Raw genomic sequence first — 23,829 nt, forward strand, 5'->3', positions numbered from 1 at the left:
AAATATTTTAGACACGATAATTAAAAAGCATTCGTATCAATTTCTCAATATGTTTTGAGCAGGAATTGGGGAGGGGCGAAGGGACGCCGAGAACGGCCCCCCTTCCAAACAACAAAAACGGAGGCGCGAGGCCTCCGTCGTAGGGAAAAAAGATCGGTCGCTTTGGCTTACGGGAGCCGTCTCAACCCTTTGTTTTGTTCTGCATAGGCGTCGTCGCGGATGGTTCCCCCCGCTCGGGATAGGCTCTAACCGGACGGCAGCGACTTCTGCCCGCCGCGTAGGGCGGCTAGACGGGCGCCGACATCGGTCTTCGGGACGGCGGCCTGACCGCTGGCTGCTGCCAGGGCGGCAGCGATATTCGGGTCTTCCTGTTCCGGCTTGCCAAGCGACAGCAGCTTGGTTTTCGCCAGTTGGGCTTCGGCGGACACCCGTTCCTTTTCGGCGCTTTCCTTCATCGCCTTCAGCGCGGTGCCAAGCCCATCGGTGGAGCTGGCCAGTCCCGCAGCCTTACGGGCGGCTTCCGCCTGACGGTCAGCGACGGCGCGCTGCTGTTCGGCGCGGCTAAGATCCCGTTGCGCCCGTTCCAGTTCCGCCCGTGCATTGCGTAGCTTGCTGCCCGCATCGGCATAGGTATTTTCCAGCATGCTCAGGAATTCCTGCGCATCCAGGGCATCCTGCTTTTCGCGCTCGATCTCTGGCGCCATCTGTTCGAGCATATCGAGCAGGGTGGTTAGGCTCTTTTCGACCTGGGCTTTCTTGGCCGGATCGGTCTCGGCGGCGGCCTGCGCCCCCAGATGTTCGGCGGCAGCAAGGCGCTGGTTATAGAGGGCGACGATAGCGTCGGCCTCCTTCTGCTCCTTATCGAGGGCAAGGCGCGCCTGCGCCACTTCGCGACCAAGCTGGTCGAGGTTTTGCTCCATCGTGCGCAGTTCGGCCTCGGTGGCGGCCTTCGGATCCCAGCGCACCAAGGCTTCGACGCCGGTTTTGATCGCCTGATCGGCTTTGACGCCCAGAAGATTTTTGATGAAGGCGAACATGGGGCTTCCTCTTACTGTGAATTAACCCGCCAGCGCGGCGGCGTTGAGCAGACCGATGGAGACTTGCCAGCCCGCCAGCGTAATCGCGGCGGCCATATCGCCGCGTTCGATGCGGCCCGGCAGCGTCGGGGCGATGAAGCGGGCGACGCCGAAGATGATCACTTGCACCAGCGTCCCCACGCCGCCCCAGATCAGGACATCGACGACGCCCTGAGCGGTGGCCAAGGTCGCCGCCAGCGGCAGGGCAAGACCAATGGTGGCAGCGGCGAGCGAGACGGCGGCGGCGCTATTGCCTGCGGCAATCAGTTCCTTCTCCTTCATCGGGGTCAGCACCATGTGCAGCCCGATACCGATTAGCAGCAGCACGACCGTGACGACGAAATGAACGAACAGCAGCGGCAGCCCGGCGGCCAGCCCGGCAAGAATATCGGTCATTAGGCGAGTCCCAAGCTAGAGAGCGGCAGATCGATGCCGAGGTAGAGTTCAACCCAGGCTTCTTCCGGGGTTTCGGAGGCGAAGACCAGCAGATATTCGGTTTCCGGCGCCGGGGATTTTTGGCCGGTGTCGCGGGCGTAGAGCATGGCGGAAATCGTCCGTTCCATCACCCCATCGGCGCGCTCGCGGAGTTCCGTCAGGCGGCGCGGGGCGATGCGGCGGTCGCCGGGCAGCCATTGGCGGCTATAGGTATGGCCGCTTTTGGTCTGGAATTCGGGCCAGCCGATCATCCCGTCTTCCTCCGCCAGCCAAAACGCCCATTCGTCGGCATCGGCGGGGTAGACTTCATCGATTTTGCCGAAATAGCGCGCGCCTTCCGGCTGACCGTTGGCCGCTAGGGCGACTTCGACGAAGCTGTTTTCGGAAAGCTGCAACCAAGCCTGCCGCGCCGTATTCGGGTTTTCGCCCGGCGCCGTTAGGGTGCTAATCGCCGTCACGGTCGCCACACCGCCGCTTTGTGCCGGGCGCGGAACGGGGGAGGTTGGGCCGAGCAGGATGAAGGCCGATGGGTCGAGCGTCACCCCCATGCCGAGGCGCAGATAATCCGGGCGGTAAGGCGTCTTATTGCCCAGCTTGCCTTGCAGAATGGATTTACCAAGGCCGAAAGGGGTGGAACCCATATCACTCTCCGCAGAGGCGTTCGGCGGCGTGCGCCGACGCAGGATGAACCAATAGACTGCGCCGCCGATGACCAGCGCGACGATCACCCAGCCCCAGGGGAAGCCGCCGCTGTCTTTTTCGGCCAGATCGGGCGGAATATAACTGGCATCGCGCGGTTTGCCGCTCTGGGCCTGCGTAGCGATGCTGCGATCCACCTCGGCCAGCTTCGCTTTCAGCTCGGGGTCGGTCGCGGCCATCTTGTCGGCTTCCGCCCGCCACGCGAGGTAATTGGGGTCTTGGGCGTGATGGTAGAAAAACGCCGAATGGCTGGGGCTGTTCAGCGAGTTGAGCATGAAGAACAGCATCGCCGCGTCCCACATACCGAAGCGCGACGGTCCGGCGTAGTAAGGCGGTACATACTGCTGATAGGCGGGCGTCTGGCGCGGGATGCGGATACCGGAGCCGGTCGTATAGCTGCCGGACGATCCGCCGCTATAGGAACTGCCCGCATTCGGCACGCTGCCGCTGGGGGCGCTCGGCGTGCTTGGCGCCTGCCGGGCTTGGAAATCATTCAGCCCCTGGCGGGAGGCCGCGCGGGAGGCATCGCGGTCGCTGGACGAGAGCGAGGGCGTGCGCGTCGGCGCGCTCGGCACCGGGCTGGGGCGGGCATATCCGCCGGACGATCCGGTGCTTCCCGAGAAAGACGGGGTGCGGGACGAACTGCTGCCCGAGCGTGAATAACCGCCGCTGCTGGACCGGCTGGAACTGCGGGCATCGGCCGTGTCGCTCCATAGGCTAACGGCGGCGGGGGCCGCGACGGCAAGGGCGGTGGCGAGGGAACGAAGTCCGATGAGGCTCGGCAGCGGCTGTGCCACGGCCAAAAGCCCGGCCAGCGCGACCGCCAGCCCTTGACGCCATATCCTCACCCGCTTCCTCTCCCTCGTTCTACTGCCCGGTGCAAGACCGGGCGCAGTATATCTAGGAAGCGCCCCGGCGTCTTGCATCCTGCGCCGGGGCTGGGGCGTGAAAATTTTCTTAGACTTAGCGGGCGACGCGAACCGTGCGCAGGAAGTCATTCACTTGCGTATCAAGCTGATGGCCACTGCGGCGCAGATCGGCGGCGGCCGTTAGAACCTGTTCGGCTGATCGCTGCAGGTCGCGCGCCGCACTGGAAACATCGCCGACCATCGCCGACACGTCGGATGTGCGCTGCGCCACCTCCTGAGCATTGCGGGCGATTTCTTCGGTCGCCGCGCCCTGGCTGACAACCGCGGTGGCGATGATACCGCTAGTGGAATTCACTTGAAGCATCGTCGCCGTTACCTGCTGGATCGACGTCGCCGAGCTTTGCGTGGCGGCCTGGATCGCTTGGACCTGGGCGGAAATCTCCTCGGTTGCCTTGGCGGTTTGGCTGGCCAGCGCCTTGACTTCCGAGGCAACGACCGCGAACCCCTTACCCGCCTCCCCGGCGCGCGCGGCTTCGATCGTGGCGTTGAGGGCCAAGAGATTCGTTTGTCCGGCAATATCGGCGATCAATTGCACGACAGTACCGATCCGGTCGGCGGTAACGGCGAGTTCGCGCACTTTTTCATCGCTGCTATGGGTTTGATCGACCGCCTGTTCGATCATGCGGGTCGATTCGGACACGCGCTGACCAATTTCAGAGATCGAAGCGGTCAGTTCGACGGTGGCCGAGGCGACCGTCTGCACGCCTTGGGTGGCCTGTTCTGCCGACGCGGCGACATCGGACGAGCGCTGCGACGTCTGCTGGGATGTACCGGCCATACCCTCCGCCGTGTTTTCGAGGGAGGCGGCGGCGGCATTTACTTCCGCAATGACGCTGCCAATCGTTTTCTCAAAGCGTAAAACACTCGCTTCGATCTCGCGGGCGTGATCGAGCTTGCTTTGCTGATCGCGGGCTACGTCTGCCCGCAAGGTTTCCGCTTCCTGCAACTGGCTTTGAAAGGCGCGCAGCGTTTCTGCCATGCGCCCGATTTCGTCGCGTCGGTCGCCAATCTCGATACGGCTAGTCAGGTCGCCTGCGGCAAGGTCAGCCATGCGCCGGTCAATCGCTGACAGGGGCAGGGTGATATTGCGGGCAATGATGTAGAGAATACCCGCCGTCACGGCCAACAGGATCAGGGCAAGCCCGCCGATCTGTTTGGTCAAATCGTAGAACACTGCATCAACGTCATCGATATAGACACCACTGGTTAGATAAATCCCCCAGGGGTCGAAGCGTTTAAGATAATTAATTTTTAGCTTCGGTTCCGGGCTGCCGATCTTTGGAAAATAATAATCGAAGGTCGCTTCGGGTTTTTCCTTCATCAACGCCATTTGCGTTGTGATGATTGGCGTGCCACGACTATCTTTCAGGCCCGTCGCATCCTTTCCCTCCAGATGCGGGACAACCGGATTGATGACCATCACGCCTTGCAGGGTTGCGGCGGCAACGTAATTCTGGCCGCCGTCATAGCGCATGGCGGAAACATGATCATGAAACAGCGTCAAGGCCTGATCTCGCGTAATTTTGCCCTGCGAAACCTGCCCTTCAAAATATTGCGCAGTCGTATGAACAAGCTCCACAGCCGCCCGCAACTTGGCAACGCGGTCCTCCATCATCTGCGCGCGCATAACGTAAATAACTACGCCACCGACGAGAACAATAGAGAGTGCGGACACTGCAAGGATAAGCCAGAGCTTTCCCTTAACACTTAACTTATTCAGCATGATAAAGCTCCGGCGGTATATCCGTAAGTGCTTCTTGCAAACCCTTACGAGACGCATAAGGCGCAATGATACGACTTTGAATTGAAGATATCAGAATATTGCCCTGCAAGAAAGTTTGAAGCCATTCTTGCGACAAAATGTTTAACGCCACCCAGGGGGTGGCGTTCGCAGTTGCATCAGGATTTCAGACCGGGTTAAGCGGCAAAAAAACTATCTACCGCTGCCGTCAAGCGCCCCGCCAGCTTGCGCTGATAGCTGTCTTCGCGCAGGGCGCGCTCATCGTCGCGGTTCGACAGGAAGCCCATCTCGACCAAAACCGATGGAATATCTGGCGAGCGCAGCACGGCGAAATTCGCCTGCCGGTGCGGCTTTTGCAGCGGCGGGAAGGCGGGCGTCATTTTGGCCAAGGTCGCATGGGCCATCGCCAGCGAACTATTCGTCGTTTCGCGGTGCATCAGGTCCAGCAGAATGGTTTTCACCTGCCGCGAATGCTGTGAAAGATCGAGACCCCCGACAAAATCGGCGGCATTTTCGCGGTCGGCGAGGGCGGCCGTCATCGAATCCGATGCTTTATCCGACAAGGTATAGACCGAAAAGCCGCGCGCATCGGGGTTATTCGGAATCGAGTCGGCATGCAGCGAAACGAAAAGTGCCGATTTCGCCTTCCGCGCGGCGACAACCCGCTGCCCTAGCGCAACGAAGGTATCGTTGCGGCGGGTTAAGATCGGCGTGTAACGGCCCGTGGCTTCCAACTGGCGGGCAAGCTCACGGGCAACCGAAATGGTGATCAGCTTTTCATAGGTTCCCTGGGCGCCGATGGCCCCCGGATCCTTGCCGCCGTGCCCCGCATCAATCGCAATGATCTTCTTAGGGATCACCGGGGTCTTGCTAGCCGTTTTACCCGCCGACGCCTTGGTCAGAAGTTGCTGGGCCGCCTGGGCGAAGGCTTCTTCCGCCAGCAGGCACGTGCCGCCGACCAAAAGCGCCTGTTTTAAAAATCGCCGCCGGTCCCACGTCATGACCGCTCACCCCGTCCGAATTCCGCTGGAATGGCAAGAATGCCTGATAAGCTACTGACTTTTCTAAGTCATACCCGGGGAGGCGTCAATCGGAACAAATCCGGTATTTTGTGATTTATATAGGCCTGGCAGGGTATTGAGCCGAAAAGCTCATGCTAGGTATTGGGGGCTTCCGCGTCGGTTTCGGCCGCGAGCGCCTGGAGACGTTCGCGGCGGTTGGCCTCAAAAGCCTCCAGCACGGGGTCGAGCAGGGCAATCCCTCCGGCCACCGGGGGCGGGGCTTGGAATCCGGCAGAGGCGATATCAAAGGGGGCCGCAGCCTCGGCTAAACGAGGCGCCGGGGCAGCCCCTGATGAGGACGCCACAGCGGCGATCGCCCGGAAATAAAAAATCGAAAAAACCCGGATGGCCGACGCCAGACTAGCCCCCAGCCGCCGCTGATCGATCAGGGTTAGCAAGTCGGACAGCGTGCATTCTTCGCGCTTACAAATATCGGTCAAAGCATCCCAGATGGCGACTTCAACACTAATACTGGTCCGTCGCCCCGACACGATCACCGTTCGGCGATGACGCGCCCCTTCATCACTATCACTCGTCGTCACTATCCGCAGTTCCTGCTAATGAATCGCCTTTTCCAAGTCCCGTGCGCATCTTGGATGGCAAGCGGACAATCAGGCTAAGGCGGATCGCACATCATTGTGTGCGTAACAGTGCCGCAAGCGCGGTTAAAACTCAAGGCTAACAAAACAATTTGCAACTAATCCCATAAATCTCGAGCGTGCATATCCATTTATCCAGGCCCAGTATCAGCAGTGCGCATATTTCTATACAGCTTGTAGTGCTGTAAATGGAGTTATATGGTTAATGAAAAGCGATTTTCGCTATGATGGTCGGTTGTGATCGTATCAAGAATTGTGACTTATAAGATTGTTATTGCATTTGGTGTTAATTTAATCACAGGGCTTCGATGCCTGTGGAGTCATTTGTCCACCAAACAAGGATTCGGCGGCATCGCTGCCGCCGATTTTGGCGTTATTCGTACTTAGCCCAAGTCTTATCTTCAGACTTACTGTAGAAAATCGAGATTTTAGAAATTTCGCAGAGATCGAAATTATACCATTCGACGGGTGTATTATCGTCATAAACGACTTTCAGATCGTAAGAGCAGACCTGATTCTTTTTGGGGAAGGTGATATCAACCCATTCCCCATTCGCCAGCGTATCGCGGCCCAAAACATCTTCTTCCCAATCATTGCTCTTTGACGGCGCAACATAGACCTTATCGATCGTGTACCCAGTTTTATTGGTCAGGCGAAAGTCCTGTTTCGATTGGGCCAGGGCGCTCCCCGAAGTGATCAAAAGCGTTGCGGCGGCAGCAAGTGTAAAAACACGCATGTTTTCCCCCAGAGGTGATGTTAGCTCTTTACGGTATCATGGGCAGCCTAGGCGGATAAAATTAAATATGTTTTTTGTTTCAATCCTTTGGCTGGGTGTTTTACCAGGGGAGGCGCAACAAGATGCATTGTAAATCCATATGATCTATAAAAATTATAGATTGACTAGGATGATGGATTTGACCAAGCTCTCCCCATAGACCGGCCCGCGGGGATCATCGTGGGGGGCGGTCTGCCTCGCCCGTTTAGGGTTTTACGATGGGGATTGAACGATGGTCGCTCGTCCTGGTTTGACGCCACAGCTTGCCGCCGCCTGCCGGACGTTGCTGGTTGGCTGTTGTTGCCGTCGCGACTGATCGTCCCCCGCCCTCGGGCGTCGCTGTTTCAAAGAGTTTGATGCGGCATCGGCGCAAGCGTTCGCGTTTGCGCAGGTCACGCCCTTAACCCTGCTGCGCCGTCGGCTCTGCTGATGGGGTTCGGCTGCGCGGCCCCTTTCGACTGCAAGGATCGTTTCATGGAACGCTTTTCCCCCGCTCGCCGGGCCGTTACGGCCGGGCTGCTCGCCCTGTCGGCTGCCGTTTTCCTGCCCTGGGCGGCTGCCGCCCAGACGGCCACCCCGAAAGAGGTGCGCATCGGCTATCAAAAAAATGGTCTGCTGATTTTGGCAAAGCAGCGTAAATCGCTGGAAGCCAAGCTCAATCCCCTTGGGATCGAGGTTAAATGGGCCGAGTTTTCGTTTGGTCCGCCGCTGTTGGAAGCCCTTGGCCTCGGGTCGGTCGATTTCGGCACGACCGGCGATGCGCCGCCGATTTTTGCCCAGGCCGCCGGGGCGAACCTTCTCTATGTCTCTGCCCAAGAAGCCGCCGGGTCCGGGGCGGCGGTACTGGTCGCCGACACTTCACCAATCAAGACCCTGGCCGATTTAAAGGGCAAGAAGGTCGGCTTCGCCAAAGCCTCCTCCGCCCATAATCTCACCATCGCGGCCTTGGAAAAAGCGGGGCTGACTTATCAGGATATCGAGCCGGTCTATCTGCCGCCCGCCGATGCCGCCGCCGCTTTTGCGCGCGGGGCCATCGATGCCTGGACGATTTGGGATCCCTATTTCGCCATCGCCGAAAAATCGAAGAACACCCGCATTCTGTCGCTGGCGCGCGGGATCGTGACGCAGAATTCCTTCTTCTTGGCGAATAAGGATTTCACGCAGAAGTACCCGCAGATCGTCGGCGCGATTAACGAAGTTTTGGTCGATACGGCGCGCTGGGCTTCCCAGGATCAGGAGGCTGTCGCGAAAGCCTTGTCGGAAATTACCGGCGTTGATCTCGAGTCGCAGCGCCGCGCTGTCGCCCGCACGGAATTTGCCGTTTCGCCGGTCTCCACCGCCGTCGTGGCCGAACAGCAGCGCATCGCCGACCGCTTCCACCGCCTGGGCCTGATCCCGAAGCCGATCACGGTCAAGGACATCGTTTGGTCCTGGACGCCCGCGAGCTGACCCTTCCCGGCCCGCTTAAGTCCAGGGCGGCGCGCGGGGCGTTCCCACGTGGTCCCGCGCGCCCTCTTTCCCCTTTCTCGCGAGAGTTCCCATGAGCATTACCCCTTTGAAGCCGCTTGATCTATTTTGGTTCATCCCCGTCAGCGGCGACGGCAGCTACCTCGGCACCCTCGACGGCCACCGCCCGGCGGACTTCGATTATCTGAAGCAAATCGCCCAGGCCGCTGACCGGCTCGGCTTCGGCGGCGTGCTGATCCCGACCGGGCGCGGCTGCGACGATCCCTTCATCACGGCGGGGGCGCTGGCGAGCCATACCCAGCGGCTGAAGTTCCTGGTTGCCCTGCGGCCTGGCACCCTCTCGCCCACCTTGGCCGCGCGGCAGGCGGCGGCCATCGACCGGTTGAGCCAGGGGCGCTACATCGTCAATATTGTGTCGGGCGGCAATGCCACCGAACTGGCGGGCGACGGAATCTTCCTCTCCCATGATGCGCGCTACGAGCATACGGCGGAGTTTCTGTCGGTTTACACCCGCCTTCTGGCTGGGGAAACGGTTAGCCTCGACGGAAAGCATGTGCGGGTGACGGGGGCGAAGCTCGATTTCCCGCCGGTGCAAAACCCGCCGGCGGTCTGGTTTGGCGGCTCGTCTGAACCAGGGCAGGAGGTGGCGGCGGAACATGCCGACGTTTATCTGACCTGGGGCGAACCCTTGGACCAGGTTCGGGAAAAGCTGGATCAGGTGCGCGCCAAAGCGGCGGCGCGCGGGCGGCAGGTGCGCTTCGGGCTGCGCATTCATCTGATTGTCCGCGAGACGGAGGCAGAAGCCTGGGCCGCCGCCGATGCGCTGATCGCCAAAATTCCGCAGGCGGCCATCGATGCCGCCCAGAAGAAATTCGCCGAAGAATCCGATTCCATCGGGCAAAAGCGCATGAGCGCGCTGCATCGCGGCGGTTCTCGCGCGGCGCTGACCATCGCGCCGAACCTTTGGGCCGGGATCGGTCTGGTGCGCGGCGGGGCGGGGACGGCCCTGGTCGGCACGCCGGAACAGGTGGCGGCGCGGCTACGCGAGTATCAGGCGCTGGGGATTGAAACCATCATCGCCTCCGGCTACCCGCATCTCGAAGAAGCCTATAAGGTCGCGGAACTGCTGTTCCCGGCGCTTGGCATTGCGCCGAATAAAGCCCGCCACCACGGCACCCAACCGGGCGAGTTTGGCACCAGCGGCACGGGGATCACCCCGGCGCGCGCCTCGGCCTCGTGAGGGTGCGATGACCAGCGTCAGCGAGACGGCGGCGCAGGCCGCCCCGCCGGGCCGCCTTCCCCGCCTTCGGTTTGATCTGCGGCGCGCGGGGCAGACAGCCCTCCCCTGGCTGTTGCCCGGCTTACTGCTGCTTGTGTGGGAACTCTTGGGCCGCACCGGGCATTTGACCGCAGCGCTCCTTCCCGCGCCCTCGGAAGTTTTGACTGCCGGGGTAACGCTGATCGGCACGGGCGAATTGCTGACCCATCTGTGGGTTAGCTTTACCCGTGCGATCTCGGGCCTTGCCGTCGGTGGCAGCCTCGCTTTTCTGCTCGGGTTGGCGAACGGTCTCTCCCGCCTCAGCGAGCGGCTGACCGATACCAGCATTCAGATGATCCGCAATATCCCGGCGCTCTCGCTGATCCCGCTGGTCATCCTATGGTTTGGGATCGAGGAGGGGGCGAAGCTCTTCCTCGTTTCCCTCGCAGTGTTTTTCCCGATCTATGTCAATACGTTCCACGGGATTCGCACGGTCGATCCGCAGTTGGTCGAAATGGGCAAATCCTATGGCATGAACCGCTGGGATTTATTTGCCCGCGTCGTGCTGCCGGGGGCGCTGCCGTCGATCTTCGTCGGGTTGCGCTATGCCTTGGGGCTGATGTGGCTAACGCTGATCGTGGCCGAAACCATCGCCGCGCAATCGGGCCTCGGCTATCTCGCCATGCACGCGCGGGAATTCATGCTGACCGATGTGGTCGTTCTCGCCATCCTCATTTACGCGCTGCTCGGCAAGCTCGCCGACAGTATCGCCCGGCTGCTGGAGCGCAAAACCTTGCGCTGGCATGCCGCCTTTCGGTCGGAGTAAGCGCTATGACCGCTTTGCGCCACGATCTCCTTACCGCCGACGCCATTCACGTGCGCGGCGCCGAAAAATCCTTCGGCGAGACCCGCGTGCTGCACGGCATCAATCTCGATATTCCTGCTGGGCAGTTCGTCGCCATCATCGGGCGCAGCGGCTGCGGCAAGAGCACGCTGCTGCGTCTGATTGCTGGGCTGGACGATCCAACCAGCGGTCAAGTCGAGATCGGCGCGGTCCCAGCGGGCGAGGCGGAGCATACCCGCCTGATGTTCCAGGAACCGCGCTTGCTGCCCTGGGCCTCCGTTCTGCGCAATGTCGAAGTCGGCCTCGGCGCGGCCCGGCGCAAACCGGGGGCGCTGGCCCAGGCGCTCGAAGCCTTGCGCGCAGTTGGGCTGGAGGCGCGGGGCCATGATTGGCCCTCCGTCCTTTCCGGTGGGCAAAAGCAGCGCGTGGCCCTGGCCCGTGCCCTCGTCAGCCGCCCGCGCGTGCTGGCCCTGGACGAACCTTTGGGGGCGCTCGACGCGCTGACCCGGATCGAAATGCAAGGGCTGCTGGAGCGGGTGTGGCAGGACCAGGGGTTTACTGCTGTGCTGGTCACCCACGATGTGTCGGAGGCTTTGGCCTTGGCCGACCGGGTGGTGATGATCGAAGACGGCGCCATCGCGCTCGATCTGGAGGTGCCCCTGCCGCGCCCGCGCCGACGGGGGAGCATCGCCCTGGCCCAGCTTGAAGAGCGGATTCTAAAGCTGCTGTTGAAGAACGACCTGGGGGCGCCGGAGTATGCGATTTAATCCGTCGCCCTCTCGCTTAAAACCCCCAAAATCCACCCTTCTTCCTGCGTTACCCGAATCCGCTCGGCCGTCGCGAGACCTGGCAGGGTGAAATAAGGCGTAAGATCGGTTCCCCGCACCCAATCGCAGAGGGCGGCCACCTGCCGGGCGTCTTTCACCGCGCCCGCCGGGCCGAGGTCGGGGCGGTCGGCGGGGATGGGTAGCAGGGAGGGGAAAATCTCCGTCAGCACCAACGGGGCCTCCGGCACGGTCAGCCCCGTCTCGAACGGCCAGACGCGGCAGTGGGCGGCGAGCGCGGGATCGTGGCGCAGGCGATAAAGGAAGGGGATGCCCATCAGGCTCTGCCCGCCGACGCTGCCAGTGGTATAGAGTTTCCACGGTGAATGGGCCTTGCCGAGTTTTTCCGCCAAGCGGGTTTCAGTCACGCCCCAAGCGGGGTTCCAGGGCGGGCGGGTGGTCGTCAAATCCGGCCCGGCGGCTTTTGGCGGGCAGGACCAGAAGGGGCCGGGCGCCGCGCCGATGCGACGGTTAAGGGCGGCGGCAACCGAAAAACGGTTATTCTGATTCTCCGGCCCGTCCTGAATGGCGCGCGCCAGCAAGGCCCAAATCGCCGACCACGGCGGCCCATCAAGCCCGAGGGCTTTGGCGAACCCCTGCGGGTAAGCGAGGGCGAAATCGAACCCCGCCAGCACCCGGCGCCCCGCTGCGATTTCCTCAGCCAGCAGGCTCACCAGTGTCGGAAACAGCGCCGCCCGCGCCGGTGGGTTGAACAGCTTCGGCACCCGATCCCCGGGGCGCGATATCGCCACCCAAATCGAATCCGCGCCGGTTTTCGGCGTGGCGGCGGCGCTCCAATCGACCATGACGATGGTGTCGAAGCGGGTCATGCGCCGCCCCGCGTTTGGGCGACGGCCCACAGCCCATCAAGGTCGAGGTGCGTTTCAAGATGGTCGGCCAGCCCATCCAGCACGCTTTCAACCCGGGCTTCGAACCCTAACGCCGCCCGTCGTTCGGGGCGGAACTGGGCCAGAAACTCGGCGCGGTAGGCGTCGCTGGCAAATAGCCCATGCAGATAACAGCCGCCGACGCTGCCGTCGGCCGACTGCGCCCCCTCCGGCCCGTGCGGCAGGGTGAGCAGCGGGCGGGCGGTATCCGGCCCCTGGGTGCGCCCGATATGGATTTCATAGCCATAAAGCGGCGTGCCGGTGACGGAGGTTCCTGAAACCGGGCGCAGAATTTTATCGCCCGCCAGGGTGGTTTCAACATCGAGCAGGCCGAGTCCCGGCTGGCTACCTTGAACCCCCTCGATCCCCGCCGGATCATGCACCCGGCGCCCCAGCATCTGATAGCCGCCGCAAATCCCGAAGACCGCCCCGCCTTGGCGGTAATGGGCGATAATATCCACATCCCAGCCTTGGGCGCGCAGGAAGGCGAGATCGGCGAGCGTCGCCTTGCTGCCGGGGATCAGGATGAGATCAACGTCGCGCGGTAGCGGTTGGCCGGGCGGGGTGAAGATGACCGCCACATCCTCCTCGGCCTTCAACGGGTCGAGATCGTCGAAATTAGCGATGCGGGACAGCATCGGCACGGCAATACGCAAGGGGCGCTCCGCCTGCGGGATGGGCCGCTCCAGCGTCACCGCGTCCTCGGCGGGCAGCAGGCCGACGTCGCGGAACCAGGGCACCACGCCGAAGCTGGGCCAGCCGGTACGCTCGGTAATCGCGGTCAGCCCACCATCGAACAGCCGAACGTCGCCCCGGAATTTATTGACGATGAAGCCGCGTATCTGCGCCGCATCCGCCGGGTCGATCACGGTCTTCGTGCCGACGAGCGCCGCAATCACGCCGCCCCGGTCGATATCGCCGACCAGCACCACCGGCACCCCGGCGCGGCGGGCGAAGCCCATATTGGCGATATCGCCCGCGCGCAGGTTGATTTCCGCCGGGCTGCCCGCGCCTTCGACCAGCACCAAATCGGCTTCGGCCTCCAGATGGGCGAAACTTTCTAAAACCGATCCCAACAGCCGGGCTTTCAGCGCCTGATAATCGGCGGCCTCGGCCGGGGCGAGGGCGCGGCCCTGCACAACGACCTGCGCGCGCCGGTCGGTTTCCGGCTTCAGCAGGACCGGGTTCATATGGACCGACAGCGGTACCCGCGCCGCCCGCGCTTGCAAGGCTTGCGCCCGCCCGATCTCGCCGCCGTCGGGCGTCACCGCCGCATTGTTCGACATATTCTGCGGCTTGAACGGGCGCACGGAAAGCCCGCGCCGGGTGAAGGCGCGGGCTAATCCTGCCGTCAGTAAGGATTTCCCCACGTCCGACCCCGTGCCTTGCAGCATCAGGGCAGGGGGGCGACGGGCCGTCATCCTATTCGCGGCTGTTGAGGGCCGCTTTCAAATTGTTCGAGCCATAGTTTTCGAACTTGCGTTCGACGGTAATGGCGCGCGTGGTGGCGCCGCTGCCGTAATAGGCGTTGTTCCATTCTTCACGCGGGCTAAGCACGCTGCCTTCCAGCGACCCGCCGCCGAAGAGACCGGCCGCCTTGCTGTAGGTATATATATCGGCGGACATATTGGCCGTGGTCGAGGCTTCGATCCCCGCACCGACCGGGCCGACCGCCACCGAGGCATCGGCGCCGAGCTTCATCGAATTATTGAGGATTTTGCGCAAGCCGCCTTCGTTCATGATGATCAGCATCACTTCCGACTGCTGCACCCCAATCTGAAGGCCGAGCGAGCCGGACCCCATGCCGAAGAACGCGGGGGATGACCAAGTGCCGTCCGGGCCTTTGACCAGCAGCACGCCGTTGCCGCCTTCCCCGCCCAGGATGAACCCGGCCTTGAACATATTCGGGAAGATCATCACGCCATAGGCGCGCTTCAGCAGATTATTGATTGGCTTGCCGAGGTTGGCGTCGGAACGCAGGCTATCGACGCTGATTTTCGCGCGATCGACCAGTTCTTGCTGATCGTTCGCCAGCACCGGCTTTACGATCATCATCAGGCCCAGCATCAGGCTGGCGGCCAGGGCGGTCATGCGGAACATCGGGCTTCTCCTTTTCAAGCGCCTTCCGGGCGTATTTTCTTAGCCCGGTAATAAGACGAATGTAAGGCGTTGCCCATCGCCAAACACCGCCGGGGCCAGAAAGTTACGCTGGCCCCGGCCGCATAGGGGATTACGGGGTGGTCAGAACCAGCTTGCGGCGAGTGTCCATCCCTAAGGCGCTTAGGGCCGCGCCGAAATGGGTCTTCAGCAACTCGGCCTGCTTGCCGCTCTGCTGTAACCGGGCGAGGCCCTCGGCCAGCGGCGCCGCGTAATCCTTGGCCTGCTGCGACAGGTAGAAGCGGAAGTCGCGGTCATAGACCAGCAGTAAGTCTTTCTCGATGGCGAGATCGGGGTGGGTCGCCGCTTCGGCGCCGATCTCCGTCACCCCGCGCGAGAAATAATCGACCTTCCGGTCCCCGGCGGCGACCATTTTATAGAGGGTCCGCCACTCGCCCGCCTGTTCCATGACCGGCAGGCTATTGGCCTTCCAGACCGCAACGTCAAACCAGCCTTGACCAAAGCCACCGACCAAGCCGCTGGCCTTGAGATCGGCGACTGACTGGATCGCGGCAAACCGATCTTGATCGACGGGGCGGATCAGCAACACGCGCTGACCAATCAAGCCGTTGGTTAGGGGCACCGCGACGCCGACGAATTTTTGGTCCCGCTCCGGCGATTGGACGAACCAATGCACGTCCAGCGACCCATCTTCCAGCATCGAGCCGATGCGCGGCTGCGGCACGTCCAAACGGCGCTCGACCGTCACCGGTTTTTGCGCAGCGGCCAGTGCTTCAACCAGCAGTGCATGGTAATAGGCGTGCGTATTATCAGAAAAAGCCGCCATTTTCAGAGTCTGCGCTGGGGCAGAGGTGCTGAAGATCAAGGCAATAACCGCGATTGTTAGCCGCATTTTCATGGGAGTTTCCTGACTTATTCGGTGTTGGTCAGGGTTGTGCGAGAAAGAGCCGGTGAGGTCAACTATCGGTAATTTTGAAATATTTCGATAAAATTACATATTTCTACCCATCGGCAGCCCTCTTAGCAAACCGCCGAGTTTGGTGGTATAGAACGGTACTGAAACGAAGAGAGAGATGAAAATGATGGACCCGCGGGCTCCTCATGCCGCCGTCGCCGACGGCGTTGAAGCCTTTACCGATGCCGATGCCGCGCTGGCGCGCATCGCCGAAATTTATGATCGTTCCGCCGGGCATATCCGCGCTGGGTTCGAGGCGCTGGCCAAGGGCGGCGATATTGTGCCGAACGGCGCTTACTATCCCTATCTTGGGATTACCGTCACCGCTGCCGATCTGCATCTGGATGCGCGCTTCGCCTATGGCGTCGCCGTCGATCCCGGTGCCTATGGCACGACGCTGACGCGCCCGTCTTTGCTGGCGGATTACTACCGCGATCAGATCCATCTGCTGATCCAGAACCATAAGGTTCCGGTCTATGTTGGCGTTAGCAAGCGCCCGATTCCGCTGCCTTTCGTCATCGAAAATGCCACGGCGGATGTGACCGAAACCCAAGTGCGGGCGATGGCGCAGCGCTTCGCCCTGCCCGACCTTAACGTGATCGACGATTCGATCGCCAACGGCACCCATACCCCGGCGGAAGGGCTGCCGCGCCCGCTGTCGCTGTTTACGGCGGAACGGGTGGATTATTCCATTGCCCGCCTGGGCCATTATACGGCAACCGCCCCGCAGCATTTTCAGCGCTTCGTACTGCTGACCAATTATCAGCGCTACGTCGATGAGTTCTGCGCCTACGGCAAGCGGTTGGTGGCCGAGGGGGATGAATACGATAGTTTTGTCGAACCCGGCGACGTTTTTACCCCCAATCCCCGCCTGACCGATAAGCCCGCCAGCGGCACGCCGCTGGTCAACCTGCCGCAGATGCCTGCCTATCATTTGACCCGGCCCGACAAGCTGGGGATTACGATGGTCAATATCGGCGTCGGCCCGTCGAACGCCAAAACGATTACCGATCATCTCGCCGTGCTGCGTCCGCACTGCTGGCTGATGCTGGGCCATTGTGCCGGGCTGCGCCGCAGTCAGTTCCTGGGCGATTACGTGCTGGCGCACGGCTATGTCCGCGACGATCAAGTGCTGGATGCCGATCTGCCGCCCTATGTGCCGGTGCCGCCGATTGCCGAAGTGCAGGTGGCCCTGCAACAGGCGGTCGCCAAGATCACCGGGCTGGAAGGGGCGGACCTCAAGAGCCGCCTGCGCACCGGGTCGGTGCTGACCACCGACAACCGCAATTGGGAGCTGCGCTTCCAGGATATTTACGCCCGGCTGAACCAATCGCGCGCGATTGCGGTGGATATGGAATCGGCGACGATTGCCGCCAACGGCTTCCGCTTCCGCGTTCCCTACGGCACGCTTCTGTGCGTGTCCGACAAACCCCTGCACGGCGAAATCAAGCTGCGCGGTATGGCGAACGCTATGTACCGGGAGCGCATCGCCCAGCATTTGGAAATCGGTATCGAAACCATCGATATTCTGCGGGCGGAAGGGGTGCGAAAGTTGCATTCCCGTAAGCTACGCAGCTTTGACGAGCCGAGCTTCCGCTAAGCGATGAGCGGCATCCGCTGGGCCGCGCACGGGCTGCTGGTCGGTTCGGCGACGGCCTTTATCGGCCTCAGCCTGTGGCCGCAGCCGCCGGTGTGGGGCCTTGCCCTGCGGGCGATGGCGGAAGCGGCGACGGTCGGCGCGCTGGCCGATTGGTTCGCCGTCACCGCCCTGTTCCGCCGCCCGCTGGGGCTGCCGATCCCCCATACCGCCCTGCTACCGCGCAATAAGGCGCGGATCGGTAAACGGTTGGGCGGGTTCGTCAGCGACAAGTTTCTCGATCCCGAGACGCTCGCCCGCCGCGTGACCGGCGCCGACGTGCCGACCCGGCTGGCCGATCTGCTGACGCGGGCGGACGTGCGGGCGGGACTGTCCCGGGCCGTCGATGGCCTGCTCGGCGAGGCGGAAATCGCCTTACAGGGGGCGGGTGTTAAGGCAGGGGCCAAGGCGGAAATTCACCGTCTTCTTGACGGTATCGACCTCGCCCCGCTCGCCCGCGACGGGCTGTTTACTTTTCTGCACGAGGGTCATTATCTGCCGTTGCTCGACCGGGTAGCGGCCTGGGGCGAAGCGCAATTGATCGCCGAACGGCCCCGCATCGAAGCCTTCCTGCGCGACCGGGTGGTCGCCTATCTCGCCGATAAGCTCGATTCCGGCGTCACCCGCCTGCTCGGGATCGACCCGACCTCATTGGCCGATGGGGCGATTGCCCGCCGGGTGGGCGACGCGCTGGCGGAGGCGATTTTGGCCGATGCCACCGCCCGCTTGGCCCAGCTCCGCACCCCCGGATCGGAGCTGGCGCAGCAGGTCCACGCGACGCTGTTGCAGCAGGCCCATCGCGTGACCGAAGGGCCGGATTGGGCCGCGACCTTCGCCGGGCTGAAGCGGCATCTGCTGGCGCCCGAGCGCTTCGATCCGGCTTTCGACGGTCTTTGGGCGCAGACGACCGCCACCATAACCGCCGCCCGCCCCCGGTTGCAGGCGGGGCTGCTGACCGTCATCGATACACAGATCGGGCGGTTGCGGACCGACGAGGCCTTGCGGGCCGCCGTCACGGCGCAGGCGGAGGCCCTGGTGCGCGGGATGATCGCCGACGCCCGCCCGCTCGCCGCCGATCATATCGCCGCTACGGTGACCGGGTGGGACGATGCCGCCGTGACCGCCGAATTGGAACGGGCGGTCGGGCGCGATCTTCAGTTTATCCGCATCAATGGCACAATCGTCGGTGGGGTGGCGGGGCTGGCGCTGTTTTTGATCGACCGCTATTGGCTGGGCTGACCCATGAACCTCGAAACCATCTCCCTCGACCAACTGCGGGTTTTTGCCCGCGCGGTGGAACTCGGCAGTTTTTCCGCCGCGGGGCGGGAGTTGGGGCGGGCGCAGTCGGCCGTCAGCTATGCCATCACCACGCTTGAAAGCCAGTTGGGCCTGACCCTCTTCGACCGCTCCGGCCATACGCCGAAATTGACCGATCACGGCGCGGCGGTGCTGGCCGACGCCAAGGCGATCTTGGCACGCACCGAAGGGCTGCACGCGCGGGCGGCGGGCCTGCGCGATGGGCTGGAGCCGGAACTGTCGATCTGTATTGACGTTATGTACCCCGTGCCGCGCCTAGCGCAGGTGCTGGCGGAGTTTCGCCAGCGTTTTCCCACGGTGACCATGCGCGTTGGGGTTGAAGTCTTGGGCGCGGTGGCCGAACAGGTTATTCAGGGCCGGGCGAAATTCGGCGTTATCGGCTCCATGCCGTTCCGGCCCGATGGGCTGATGGGTGATCCGCTGCCGCCGATCCGGCTTATCCCCGTTGCGGCGCCCCATCATTCCCTCGCGCAAATGCCCCGCGCCGAGCGCTTATCGGCGCTGCCCGACGAAGTGCAACTGGTGCTGACCGACCGCAGCCGTCTGACCGAAGGGCAGGATTACGCCGTCTATTCGGCCAAAACTTGGCGCTTATCTGACCTTGGCACCAAGCTGGAGTTTCTGCGCGCGGGCCTGGGGTGGGGCAATATGCCGGAACATTTGGTGGCGGAGGATATCGCCTCGGGCCGCCTCCTCCACCTCTGCGGCATTACCCGCAGCGTGACGGAGTGGTTACCGATGCATCTCGTCCGCAAACCCTCCGTCGCCCTGGGACCAGCCGGGCGGTGGCTCTGGGATGCGATGCTCACTCCATAGAAAATTTCGATAGATACCGCTGAAATTTGACCGGGTTTCAAGATGGACGGTGTAAAGTAGCGTCAGCGCCAGGAAAACACTCTTTCTCGTTTTTGGAGAAATCCCATGTCTGTCGCTGCTTCGCAGAAAACCGATCTTGCCCTGTTGCTCCTGCGCGTCTCCCTCGGCCTGATGACCTTCGCGCATGGCTTTATTCTGAAAGTTATGACCTTCACCCCCGCCGGGACGGCGCAATTCTTCGTCTCGGTCGGCTATCCCGCCGCCTTCGCCTATCTCGTTATTCTGGCCGAAGTGCTGGGCGGTCTGGCCCTGATCGCCGGGGTCTTTACCCGTCTTGCCGCCGTTGGCCTGATTCCCATCCTGCTCGGCGCGACCGCCCTGCACGCCGGGAATGGCTGGGTGTTCAACGCCCCGAACGGTGGTTGGGAATATCCGGCCTTCTGGACCGTGACGCTGGTGGTTCAGGCGCTGCTGGGGCCGGGGGCTTATTCAGTTGGCCGTCTGCTGCCGACCAGCCTGCCGGGTCTGGTCCGCGCTTAAAGCGTTTGACCGATAGGTCTAAACTTGCTCCCCTCCAGGGCCTCGGTCCTGGAGGATTTTTTATGTCCGAAACCCCGATCAGCCTGCCGCGTCTTGGCGATTTTGCCCCGGATTTCGAGGCTGACAGCACGCATGGTCGCCTTTCGGTGCGCGATTTTCGCGGCAGTTGGCTGGTGCTCTTCTCCCATCCCGCCGATTTTACGCCGGTCTGCACCACCGAATTCGTGGCGCTCGCCAAGGCCGCCGACCGGCTCGCGGCGCTCAACTGTCAGCTTTTGGGCCTCTCCATCGATAGTGTGTATAGCCATATCGCGTGGCTGCGGACCATCGAAGCCCAGTTCGGCACCGCCATTCCCTTCCCCGTGCTCGCCGACCACGACCGCGCCGTCGCCACCCGCTATGGGATGCTGATGCCGGGCGAAAGCAGCACGGAAGCCAGCCGCTGCCTGTTCGTGATCGATCCCGACGGCAAAGTGCGGGCGATGATCTATTATCCGATGATCGTCGGACGGAATATCGAGGAGGTGGTGCGCCTCGTCACGGCCTTAACGACGACCGCCGCCGCCCGGGCCGCCGCGCCCGCCGATTGGCAGCCGGGGCAAGCCTTGCTCGAACCCGCACCGCGCACGCTGGAAGGGGCGGCGGAACGCGGGACCGGCGCCGATTGGTTCTTGAAACAACGCCCCTGACCCATGCCCTGCCTTAACCCCGATGGGACATTGACGCGCGTGGCGCGCGACCTGTTGACGGCCTTAGAGCCTGCGCCCGTCCCGGCGCCGGTTTTGGCCTCGGCAACTGGCCTGCCGCTCTGGCGGGTGCGGGCTAGCCTGCGGGAATTGGCTGGGCAGGATTTGGTGGCGGCCTCTGGCCCCTTGTCGCCGGGCGACGATGCGCCCCATGTGTTGACGGAAACCGGGCGGCAGGTGCTGGATCTCAGCCGCGCCCTGGATGGAGAGGAATAAGCGAATGACCGAACCGAACAAGCCGAAGGCCCCCGCAGCCATGCCGGCGGGGCTGCGCCTGTTCGTGATTGCCGGGGTGATGGTTGTGGTCGCCGGGATCGGCGCGATTGCGGCGCTGCTGACGACCGACCGGCCCATCGGCGCCGCGCGCGAGGGCCAGAGCAGCGGCACACCGCTGGTCGGCGGCGCCTTCACCCTCGTCGATCAGGACGGCAAGACGCGCACCCAGGCCGATTTCGCTGGAAAACTGATGCTGATTTACTTCGGCTATACCTTCTGCCCGGATGTTTGCCCCACCGGCTTACAGCGGCTGGCCGAAGGGCTGGATGCGCTTAGCGATGCCGACCGGGTGCAGGTGTCGCCGGTCTTCGTGACTATCGACCCGGCGCGTGATACCCCGGCGGTGCTGAAGGAATATGTGGCGCAGTTCCATCCTGATCTGATCGGCCTCACTGGCACGGCGGACCAAGTGTCGGTCGCGGCGAAGGCCTATCGCGTTTATTACCGCAAGTCCGACCAGACCAAAGATCAGAAGGATTATTTAATGGACCATTCGTCCATTATTTTTCTGATGGGCAAAGACGGCACCTATAAAGCCCATTTCACCCACGAGAGCAAACCAGAGGAAATCGCCGCAGGGGTGCGCCGGGCGCTGCAAGGTTAAGCCCGCGCCCGCGCAGACCGGATCAATGACCGACGATCAACCCGTCGATCATATGCAACAGTTGGAAGACGATAACGCCGACAAGGCCGCAGGCGGCGCCAAGGGCGACCAGCATGCCAAGGCGGGTGGCGGCCGACCCAATCGGCGCGCCCTTGATGCCATCCAACTGGCGGCGCAGGGCGATCGGCGGCAAGCGGGATGCCTGCGGGGTCGCATTATATTGAACGGAGTAGAGGCGGCGTTTGCCATTCTCGGCATCAGAAACGATCCGCAGATTTTCCGCCCCTAGGCTGGGGACGAGCCTGCGCACCTGGATCAAGGCCGTTTCCAGGCTCCGGGCTTCCTGCTGCGCGACCCACTCCCCACCAATACGGGCTTCAATCGTATAGTCCGTTTGATCGTTGAGGGTATTCGCGCCGGACGAGGTTGAAAATTCAGTCATGTTAGTCTCCATCGCGACGGAATATCCCATCTTACCAAAATGCCGCAGGTAAACAAAGGCCCCGGCTGTGACTTGGCCGTGATAGAATCGCATCCCTAATACGATGCAAATGCTTAAGAATAAATTATCAAAAATGCGATGAATATTTTGACGATTAGTTTTGAATATGACGGTCGTGTCAGTTTCGACTCGTCTTTGAGCATATTAGGATGCGTAAACGCCAATAGGTCCGCCCTGTGATGGTCGGGCGGACCTGTCAAAATCCCAGCCAGTGCCGGACAGTGTAGCGTTAGATGCTGAGGTCCAGCGCGTGGCGATGCTGCTGACGAAGATCGACGTCGCGTTCTTCATCACGATCACGCTTGTCGCGCATCTTATTTTGTTCGGACTTCGGGGCCGGCTTTGTGGCGCGTTGGGTTTGTGCCGACGTCGGCGGTTGGGCCGGTTGCGCCTTGGCTTGGGCGGCGCCCGCCATAGCAACGACAACCGGATTGATCGGTGGGACAATCATTCTGTGTCTCCTGTCAACCCGCGAGAAAGAGTTCTTCGGAGTCCAGCATATAGGTTGTCACAGAAAATTTGCGACTCTTTTTTGACGCAAAAAGGTCAAACGGGCTGGCATTTGTGCCGCTCTGTTGCGCAAAAGACGCGGTGCCCTGATAAGAGTCCCGTCTCCAGGCTCCGATTCTGTCGTTCGTCGTTAGGGAACCACGAATTGCATGCCGAACCAGCGCCACCGTCCCTCGTTGGCGGGAAGGGTGCAGTTGAGGCGCGACCGCCCGGTGGGTAGGGTGTCGCGCGGGCGCACTTCGATGCGGCGGTCGCCCAGTTCGGTGACATCCGCCCGCCCGACGCCGGAGACGAAGCAGGCGAGGGCGGAAATCGCATTTGCGCCCATCATTGGATCGAGCGTGAAGCCGATGGCGGGCGGGTTGCTGTCTAGCGCCATTTCCGCCGGGGTGACGTCGGTCACCAGTAGCGGCAAGGCCTGCACGGCCAGCCGCAGCCGCTCGACCGAGGCGAAGGGGTCGTTCATCGCAAAGCGCGGTAGGGCGAAGGGATCGAGCCTAGCGTGGGCCACCCCCGACTGCTGGCCAAAGGCGGCGCTATAGCCTTCCGCCGCGACCAAGGCGCGCACGGCGGCGTCATGTTCGCCATAGGGATAGGCGAATAGGGTCGGCTTGCGGCCCGTTTCGCCCTGGATACGGTCGGCAGCGCGGGCAATCTGACCGAGCAGATAGGCGCGCTCAATCCCCAGCATATGAGGGTAAGATGCGGTCTGATTGCCCAGTTCCAGCCCTTCGCTGGCCATATCGCGGATCTCGGACCAAGACAGCGTATCCGCCCCCGCCCGGTCCACCGTATCGGTGGCGACGAATAGGGTCGCGGGCAGGCGGGCGGCGCGCAGGCGCGGCCAAGCGGTGGTATAGACGGAGCTATGGGGCTCGTCGAAAAGAATGCCCACGGTTTTATCGGGCAATGGGCGGCCCGCGCGGAGGGCGTCGATAATGTCCGGCACGGGCAGCACGGTAAACTCGCCGCTGCGCAGTTCGGCCAAATGGGCTTCGAAATTCTCGATGGAGATGTTCGAGCCCGTGACCCCGGATTCATCGCCGACGCGGCTGTAGCTAAGAATGACCGCGCGCGGCAAGGTCGCGTCGATCCCCGTCTGGGCTGCGGCCAAACTGGGCAACAGGCAGGCCAGCCCAAGCGTGGCCGCCATTATGACGCGGCGCCATAGGCGTTTCAGTCTGCCGCTGCGCCGCCGAGTGCGGGCGTGCATC

General features: G+C 62.4%; 25 protein-coding genes. 11 read left to right on the forward strand and 14 right to left on the reverse strand.

Translation table 11 applies throughout. The features are described from left to right. Window positions 1–245: 245 nt before the first annotated feature. The 7 genes from CHR90_RS15020 to CHR90_RS15050 form a co-directional block, all read right to left on the reverse strand. The gene (locus CHR90_RS15020; RefSeq protein ID WP_094409881.1) at window positions 246–1,037 is read right to left on the reverse strand and encodes a hypothetical protein; all 792 of its coding nucleotides are present in this window, start codon (window positions 1,035–1,037) and stop codon (window positions 246–248) included. A 21-nt stretch (window positions 1,038–1,058) separates the two neighbouring features. Continuing rightward, window positions 1,059–1,472, reverse strand: a complete 414-nt coding sequence (locus CHR90_RS15025; RefSeq protein ID WP_094409883.1) for a DUF350 domain-containing protein — start codon at window positions 1,470–1,472, stop codon at window positions 1,059–1,061. Continuing rightward, complete coding sequence (locus CHR90_RS15030; protein WP_141210966.1) at window positions 1,472–3,058, reverse strand: DUF2491 family protein; 1,587 nt, start codon at window positions 3,056–3,058, stop codon at window positions 1,472–1,474. Before CHR90_RS15030 ends, CHR90_RS15025 begins: the two co-directional genes overlap by 1 nt. 115 nt (window positions 3,059–3,173) lie before the next feature. Then, window positions 3,174–4,754, reverse strand: coding sequence for a methyl-accepting chemotaxis protein (locus tag CHR90_RS15035; protein ID WP_170941424.1), 1,581 nt, complete (start codon window positions 4,752–4,754; stop codon window positions 3,174–3,176). Window positions 4,755–5,056: 302 nt separating this feature from the next. After that, a complete protein-coding gene (locus tag CHR90_RS15040; protein WP_094409888.1) occupies window positions 5,057–5,881 on the reverse strand; it encodes an N-acetylmuramoyl-L-alanine amidase family protein in 825 nt (274 codons plus the stop codon). A 155-nt stretch (window positions 5,882–6,036) separates the two neighbouring features. Then, complete coding sequence (locus CHR90_RS15045) at window positions 6,037–6,483, reverse strand: ribbon-helix-helix domain-containing protein (RefSeq protein ID WP_170941425.1); 447 nt, start codon at window positions 6,481–6,483, stop codon at window positions 6,037–6,039. 430 nt (window positions 6,484–6,913) lie between these two features. Then, window positions 6,914–7,276: a hypothetical protein gene (locus tag CHR90_RS15050; protein ID WP_094409892.1), complete on the reverse strand. Its 363-nt coding sequence runs from the start codon at window positions 7,274–7,276 to the stop codon at window positions 6,914–6,916. 513 nt (window positions 7,277–7,789) lie between these two features. Between CHR90_RS15050 and CHR90_RS15055 the strand changes: the two genes are divergently transcribed. The 4 genes from CHR90_RS15055 (at window position 7,790) to CHR90_RS15070 (ending at window position 11,651) form a co-directional block, all read left to right on the forward strand. Continuing rightward, complete coding sequence (locus CHR90_RS15055) at window positions 7,790–8,764, forward strand: aliphatic sulfonate ABC transporter substrate-binding protein (RefSeq protein ID WP_094410195.1); 975 nt, start codon at window positions 7,790–7,792, stop codon at window positions 8,762–8,764. Window positions 8,765–8,855: 91 nt separating this feature from the next. Next, window positions 8,856–10,022 carry an FMNH2-dependent alkanesulfonate monooxygenase gene (gene ssuD / locus CHR90_RS15060; RefSeq protein WP_094409894.1) on the forward strand — a complete coding sequence of 389 codons (1,167 nt, stop codon included), beginning with the start codon at window positions 8,856–8,858 and terminating at the stop codon, window positions 10,020–10,022. A 7-nt stretch (window positions 10,023–10,029) separates the two neighbouring features. After that, complete coding sequence (locus tag CHR90_RS15065; RefSeq protein ID WP_094409896.1) at window positions 10,030–10,866, forward strand: ABC transporter permease subunit; 837 nt, start codon at window positions 10,030–10,032, stop codon at window positions 10,864–10,866. Window positions 10,867–10,871: 5 nt separating this feature from the next. Next, the gene (locus CHR90_RS15070) at window positions 10,872–11,651 is read left to right on the forward strand and encodes an ATP-binding cassette domain-containing protein (protein WP_094409897.1); all 780 of its coding nucleotides are present in this window, start codon (window positions 10,872–10,874) and stop codon (window positions 11,649–11,651) included. Here CHR90_RS15070 and CHR90_RS15075 read toward each other — a convergent pair. The 4 genes from CHR90_RS15075 to CHR90_RS15090 all read right to left on the reverse strand — a co-directional run bounded on the left by CHR90_RS15075 (window position 11,648) and on the right by CHR90_RS15090 (window position 15,611). Beyond that, window positions 11,648–12,538, reverse strand: coding sequence for a hypothetical protein (locus CHR90_RS15075; protein ID WP_094409898.1), 891 nt, complete (start codon window positions 12,536–12,538; stop codon window positions 11,648–11,650). The two genes, CHR90_RS15070 and CHR90_RS15075, sit on opposite strands and share 4 nt — an antisense overlap. Then, on the reverse strand, window positions 12,535–14,016 hold the full coding sequence (locus CHR90_RS15080; protein WP_094409900.1) for a cobyric acid synthase: 1,482 nt from the start codon (window positions 14,014–14,016) through the stop codon (window positions 12,535–12,537). The genes CHR90_RS15075 and CHR90_RS15080 overlap by 4 nt, the downstream gene beginning before the upstream one ends. A gap of 1 nt (window position 14,017) precedes the next feature. After that, complete coding sequence (locus CHR90_RS15085; protein WP_094409902.1) at window positions 14,018–14,695, reverse strand: lipid-binding SYLF domain-containing protein; 678 nt, start codon at window positions 14,693–14,695, stop codon at window positions 14,018–14,020. Between the two features lie 130 nt (window positions 14,696–14,825). Next, window positions 14,826–15,611 (reverse strand): hypothetical protein, encoded by a 786-nt coding sequence (locus CHR90_RS15090; RefSeq protein WP_094409903.1) that lies wholly within the window; start codon window positions 15,609–15,611, stop codon window positions 14,826–14,828. A gap of 181 nt (window positions 15,612–15,792) precedes the next feature. Between CHR90_RS15090 and CHR90_RS15095 the strand changes: the two genes are divergently transcribed. The 7 genes from CHR90_RS15095 (at window position 15,793) to CHR90_RS15125 (ending at window position 21,603) form a co-directional block, all read left to right on the forward strand. Next, the gene (locus tag CHR90_RS15095) at window positions 15,793–17,268 is read left to right on the forward strand and encodes an AMP nucleosidase (RefSeq protein ID WP_094410196.1); all 1,476 of its coding nucleotides are present in this window, start codon (window positions 15,793–15,795) and stop codon (window positions 17,266–17,268) included. Window positions 17,269–17,271: 3 nt separating this feature from the next. Beyond that, complete coding sequence (locus CHR90_RS15100) at window positions 17,272–18,543, forward strand: DUF445 domain-containing protein (protein WP_094409905.1); 1,272 nt, start codon at window positions 17,272–17,274, stop codon at window positions 18,541–18,543. Between the two features lie 3 nt (window positions 18,544–18,546). Further along, window positions 18,547–19,437, forward strand: coding sequence for a LysR family transcriptional regulator (locus CHR90_RS15105; protein WP_094409907.1), 891 nt, complete (start codon window positions 18,547–18,549; stop codon window positions 19,435–19,437). Between the two features lie 105 nt (window positions 19,438–19,542). After that, window positions 19,543–19,977, forward strand: a complete 435-nt coding sequence (locus CHR90_RS15110) for a DoxX family protein (RefSeq protein WP_094409908.1) — start codon at window positions 19,543–19,545, stop codon at window positions 19,975–19,977. Between the two features lie 62 nt (window positions 19,978–20,039). Then, entirely contained in the window at window positions 20,040–20,666 is a 627-nt protein-coding gene (locus CHR90_RS15115; protein WP_094409910.1) for a peroxiredoxin, read from the forward strand. A 39-nt stretch (window positions 20,667–20,705) separates the two neighbouring features. After that, entirely contained in the window at window positions 20,706–20,939 is a 234-nt protein-coding gene (locus CHR90_RS15120; RefSeq protein WP_141210967.1) for a hypothetical protein, read from the forward strand. Window positions 20,940–20,943: 4 nt separating this feature from the next. After that, entirely contained in the window at window positions 20,944–21,603 is a 660-nt protein-coding gene (locus CHR90_RS15125; protein WP_229671552.1) for an SCO family protein, read from the forward strand. Window positions 21,604–21,625: 22 nt separating this feature from the next. Here the strand turns inward: CHR90_RS15125 and CHR90_RS15130 are convergent, their stop codons facing one another. The 3 genes from CHR90_RS15130 to CHR90_RS15140 all read right to left on the reverse strand — a co-directional run bounded on the left by CHR90_RS15130 (window position 21,626) and on the right by CHR90_RS15140 (window position 23,768). Then, complete coding sequence (locus CHR90_RS15130; protein WP_141210968.1) at window positions 21,626–22,045, reverse strand: hypothetical protein; 420 nt, start codon at window positions 22,043–22,045, stop codon at window positions 21,626–21,628. A 289-nt stretch (window positions 22,046–22,334) separates the two neighbouring features. After that, a complete protein-coding gene (locus CHR90_RS15135; protein WP_094409916.1) occupies window positions 22,335–22,556 on the reverse strand; it encodes a hypothetical protein in 222 nt (73 codons plus the stop codon). Between the two features lie 189 nt (window positions 22,557–22,745). Continuing rightward, entirely contained in the window at window positions 22,746–23,768 is a 1,023-nt protein-coding gene (locus tag CHR90_RS15140; RefSeq protein ID WP_170941426.1) for a polysaccharide deacetylase family protein, read from the reverse strand. Window positions 23,769–23,829 lie beyond the last annotated feature (61 nt).

This window comes from Elstera cyanobacteriorum (genome assembly GCF_002251735.1).
Lineage (GTDB): Bacteria > Pseudomonadota > Alphaproteobacteria > Elsterales > Elsteraceae > Elstera > Elstera cyanobacteriorum.

Coding starts and splice junctions, on each gene's coding strand:
- CHR90_RS15020 (WP_094409881.1), bottom strand. CDS start 1,037: ATGTTCGCCTTCATCAAAAATCTTCTGGGCGTCAAAGCCGATCAGGCG.
- CHR90_RS15025 (WP_094409883.1), bottom strand. CDS start 1,472: ATGACCGATATTCTTGCCGGGCTGGCCGCCGGGCTGCCGCTGCTGTTC.
- CHR90_RS15035 (WP_170941424.1), bottom strand. CDS start 4,754: ATGATGGAGGACCGCGTTGCCAAGTTGCGGGCGGCTGTGGAGCTTGTT.
- CHR90_RS15040 (WP_094409888.1), bottom strand. CDS start 5,881: ATGACGTGGGACCGGCGGCGATTTTTAAAACAGGCGCTTTTGGTCGGC.
- CHR90_RS15050 (WP_094409892.1), bottom strand. CDS start 7,276: ATGCGTGTTTTTACACTTGCTGCCGCCGCAACGCTTTTGATCACTTCG.
- CHR90_RS15055 (WP_094410195.1), top strand. CDS start 7,790: ATGGAACGCTTTTCCCCCGCTCGCCGGGCCGTTACGGCCGGGCTGCTC.
- ssuD (WP_094409894.1), top strand. CDS start 8,856: ATGAGCATTACCCCTTTGAAGCCGCTTGATCTATTTTGGTTCATCCCC.
- CHR90_RS15065 (WP_094409896.1), top strand. CDS start 10,030: ATGACCAGCGTCAGCGAGACGGCGGCGCAGGCCGCCCCGCCGGGCCGC.
- CHR90_RS15070 (WP_094409897.1), top strand. CDS start 10,872: ATGACCGCTTTGCGCCACGATCTCCTTACCGCCGACGCCATTCACGTG.
- CHR90_RS15075 (WP_094409898.1), bottom strand. CDS start 12,538: ATGACCCGCTTCGACACCATCGTCATGGTCGATTGGAGCGCCGCCGCC.
- CHR90_RS15080 (WP_094409900.1), bottom strand. CDS start 14,016: ATGACGGCCCGTCGCCCCCCTGCCCTGATGCTGCAAGGCACGGGGTCG.
- CHR90_RS15085 (WP_094409902.1), bottom strand. CDS start 14,695: ATGTTCCGCATGACCGCCCTGGCCGCCAGCCTGATGCTGGGCCTGATG.
- CHR90_RS15090 (WP_094409903.1), bottom strand. CDS start 15,611: ATGAAAATGCGGCTAACAATCGCGGTTATTGCCTTGATCTTCAGCACC.
- CHR90_RS15095 (WP_094410196.1), top strand. CDS start 15,793: ATGATGGACCCGCGGGCTCCTCATGCCGCCGTCGCCGACGGCGTTGAA.
- CHR90_RS15100 (WP_094409905.1), top strand. CDS start 17,272: ATGAGCGGCATCCGCTGGGCCGCGCACGGGCTGCTGGTCGGTTCGGCG.
- CHR90_RS15105 (WP_094409907.1), top strand. CDS start 18,547: ATGAACCTCGAAACCATCTCCCTCGACCAACTGCGGGTTTTTGCCCGC.
- CHR90_RS15110 (WP_094409908.1), top strand. CDS start 19,543: ATGTCTGTCGCTGCTTCGCAGAAAACCGATCTTGCCCTGTTGCTCCTG.
- CHR90_RS15115 (WP_094409910.1), top strand. CDS start 20,040: ATGTCCGAAACCCCGATCAGCCTGCCGCGTCTTGGCGATTTTGCCCCG.
- CHR90_RS15125 (WP_229671552.1), top strand. CDS start 20,944: ATGACCGAACCGAACAAGCCGAAGGCCCCCGCAGCCATGCCGGCGGGG.
- CHR90_RS15130 (WP_141210968.1), bottom strand. CDS start 22,045: ATGACTGAATTTTCAACCTCGTCCGGCGCGAATACCCTCAACGATCAA.
- CHR90_RS15135 (WP_094409916.1), bottom strand. CDS start 22,556: ATGATTGTCCCACCGATCAATCCGGTTGTCGTTGCTATGGCGGGCGCC.
- CHR90_RS15140 (WP_170941426.1), bottom strand. CDS start 23,768: ATGGCGGCCACGCTTGGGCTGGCCTGCCTGTTGCCCAGTTTGGCCGCA.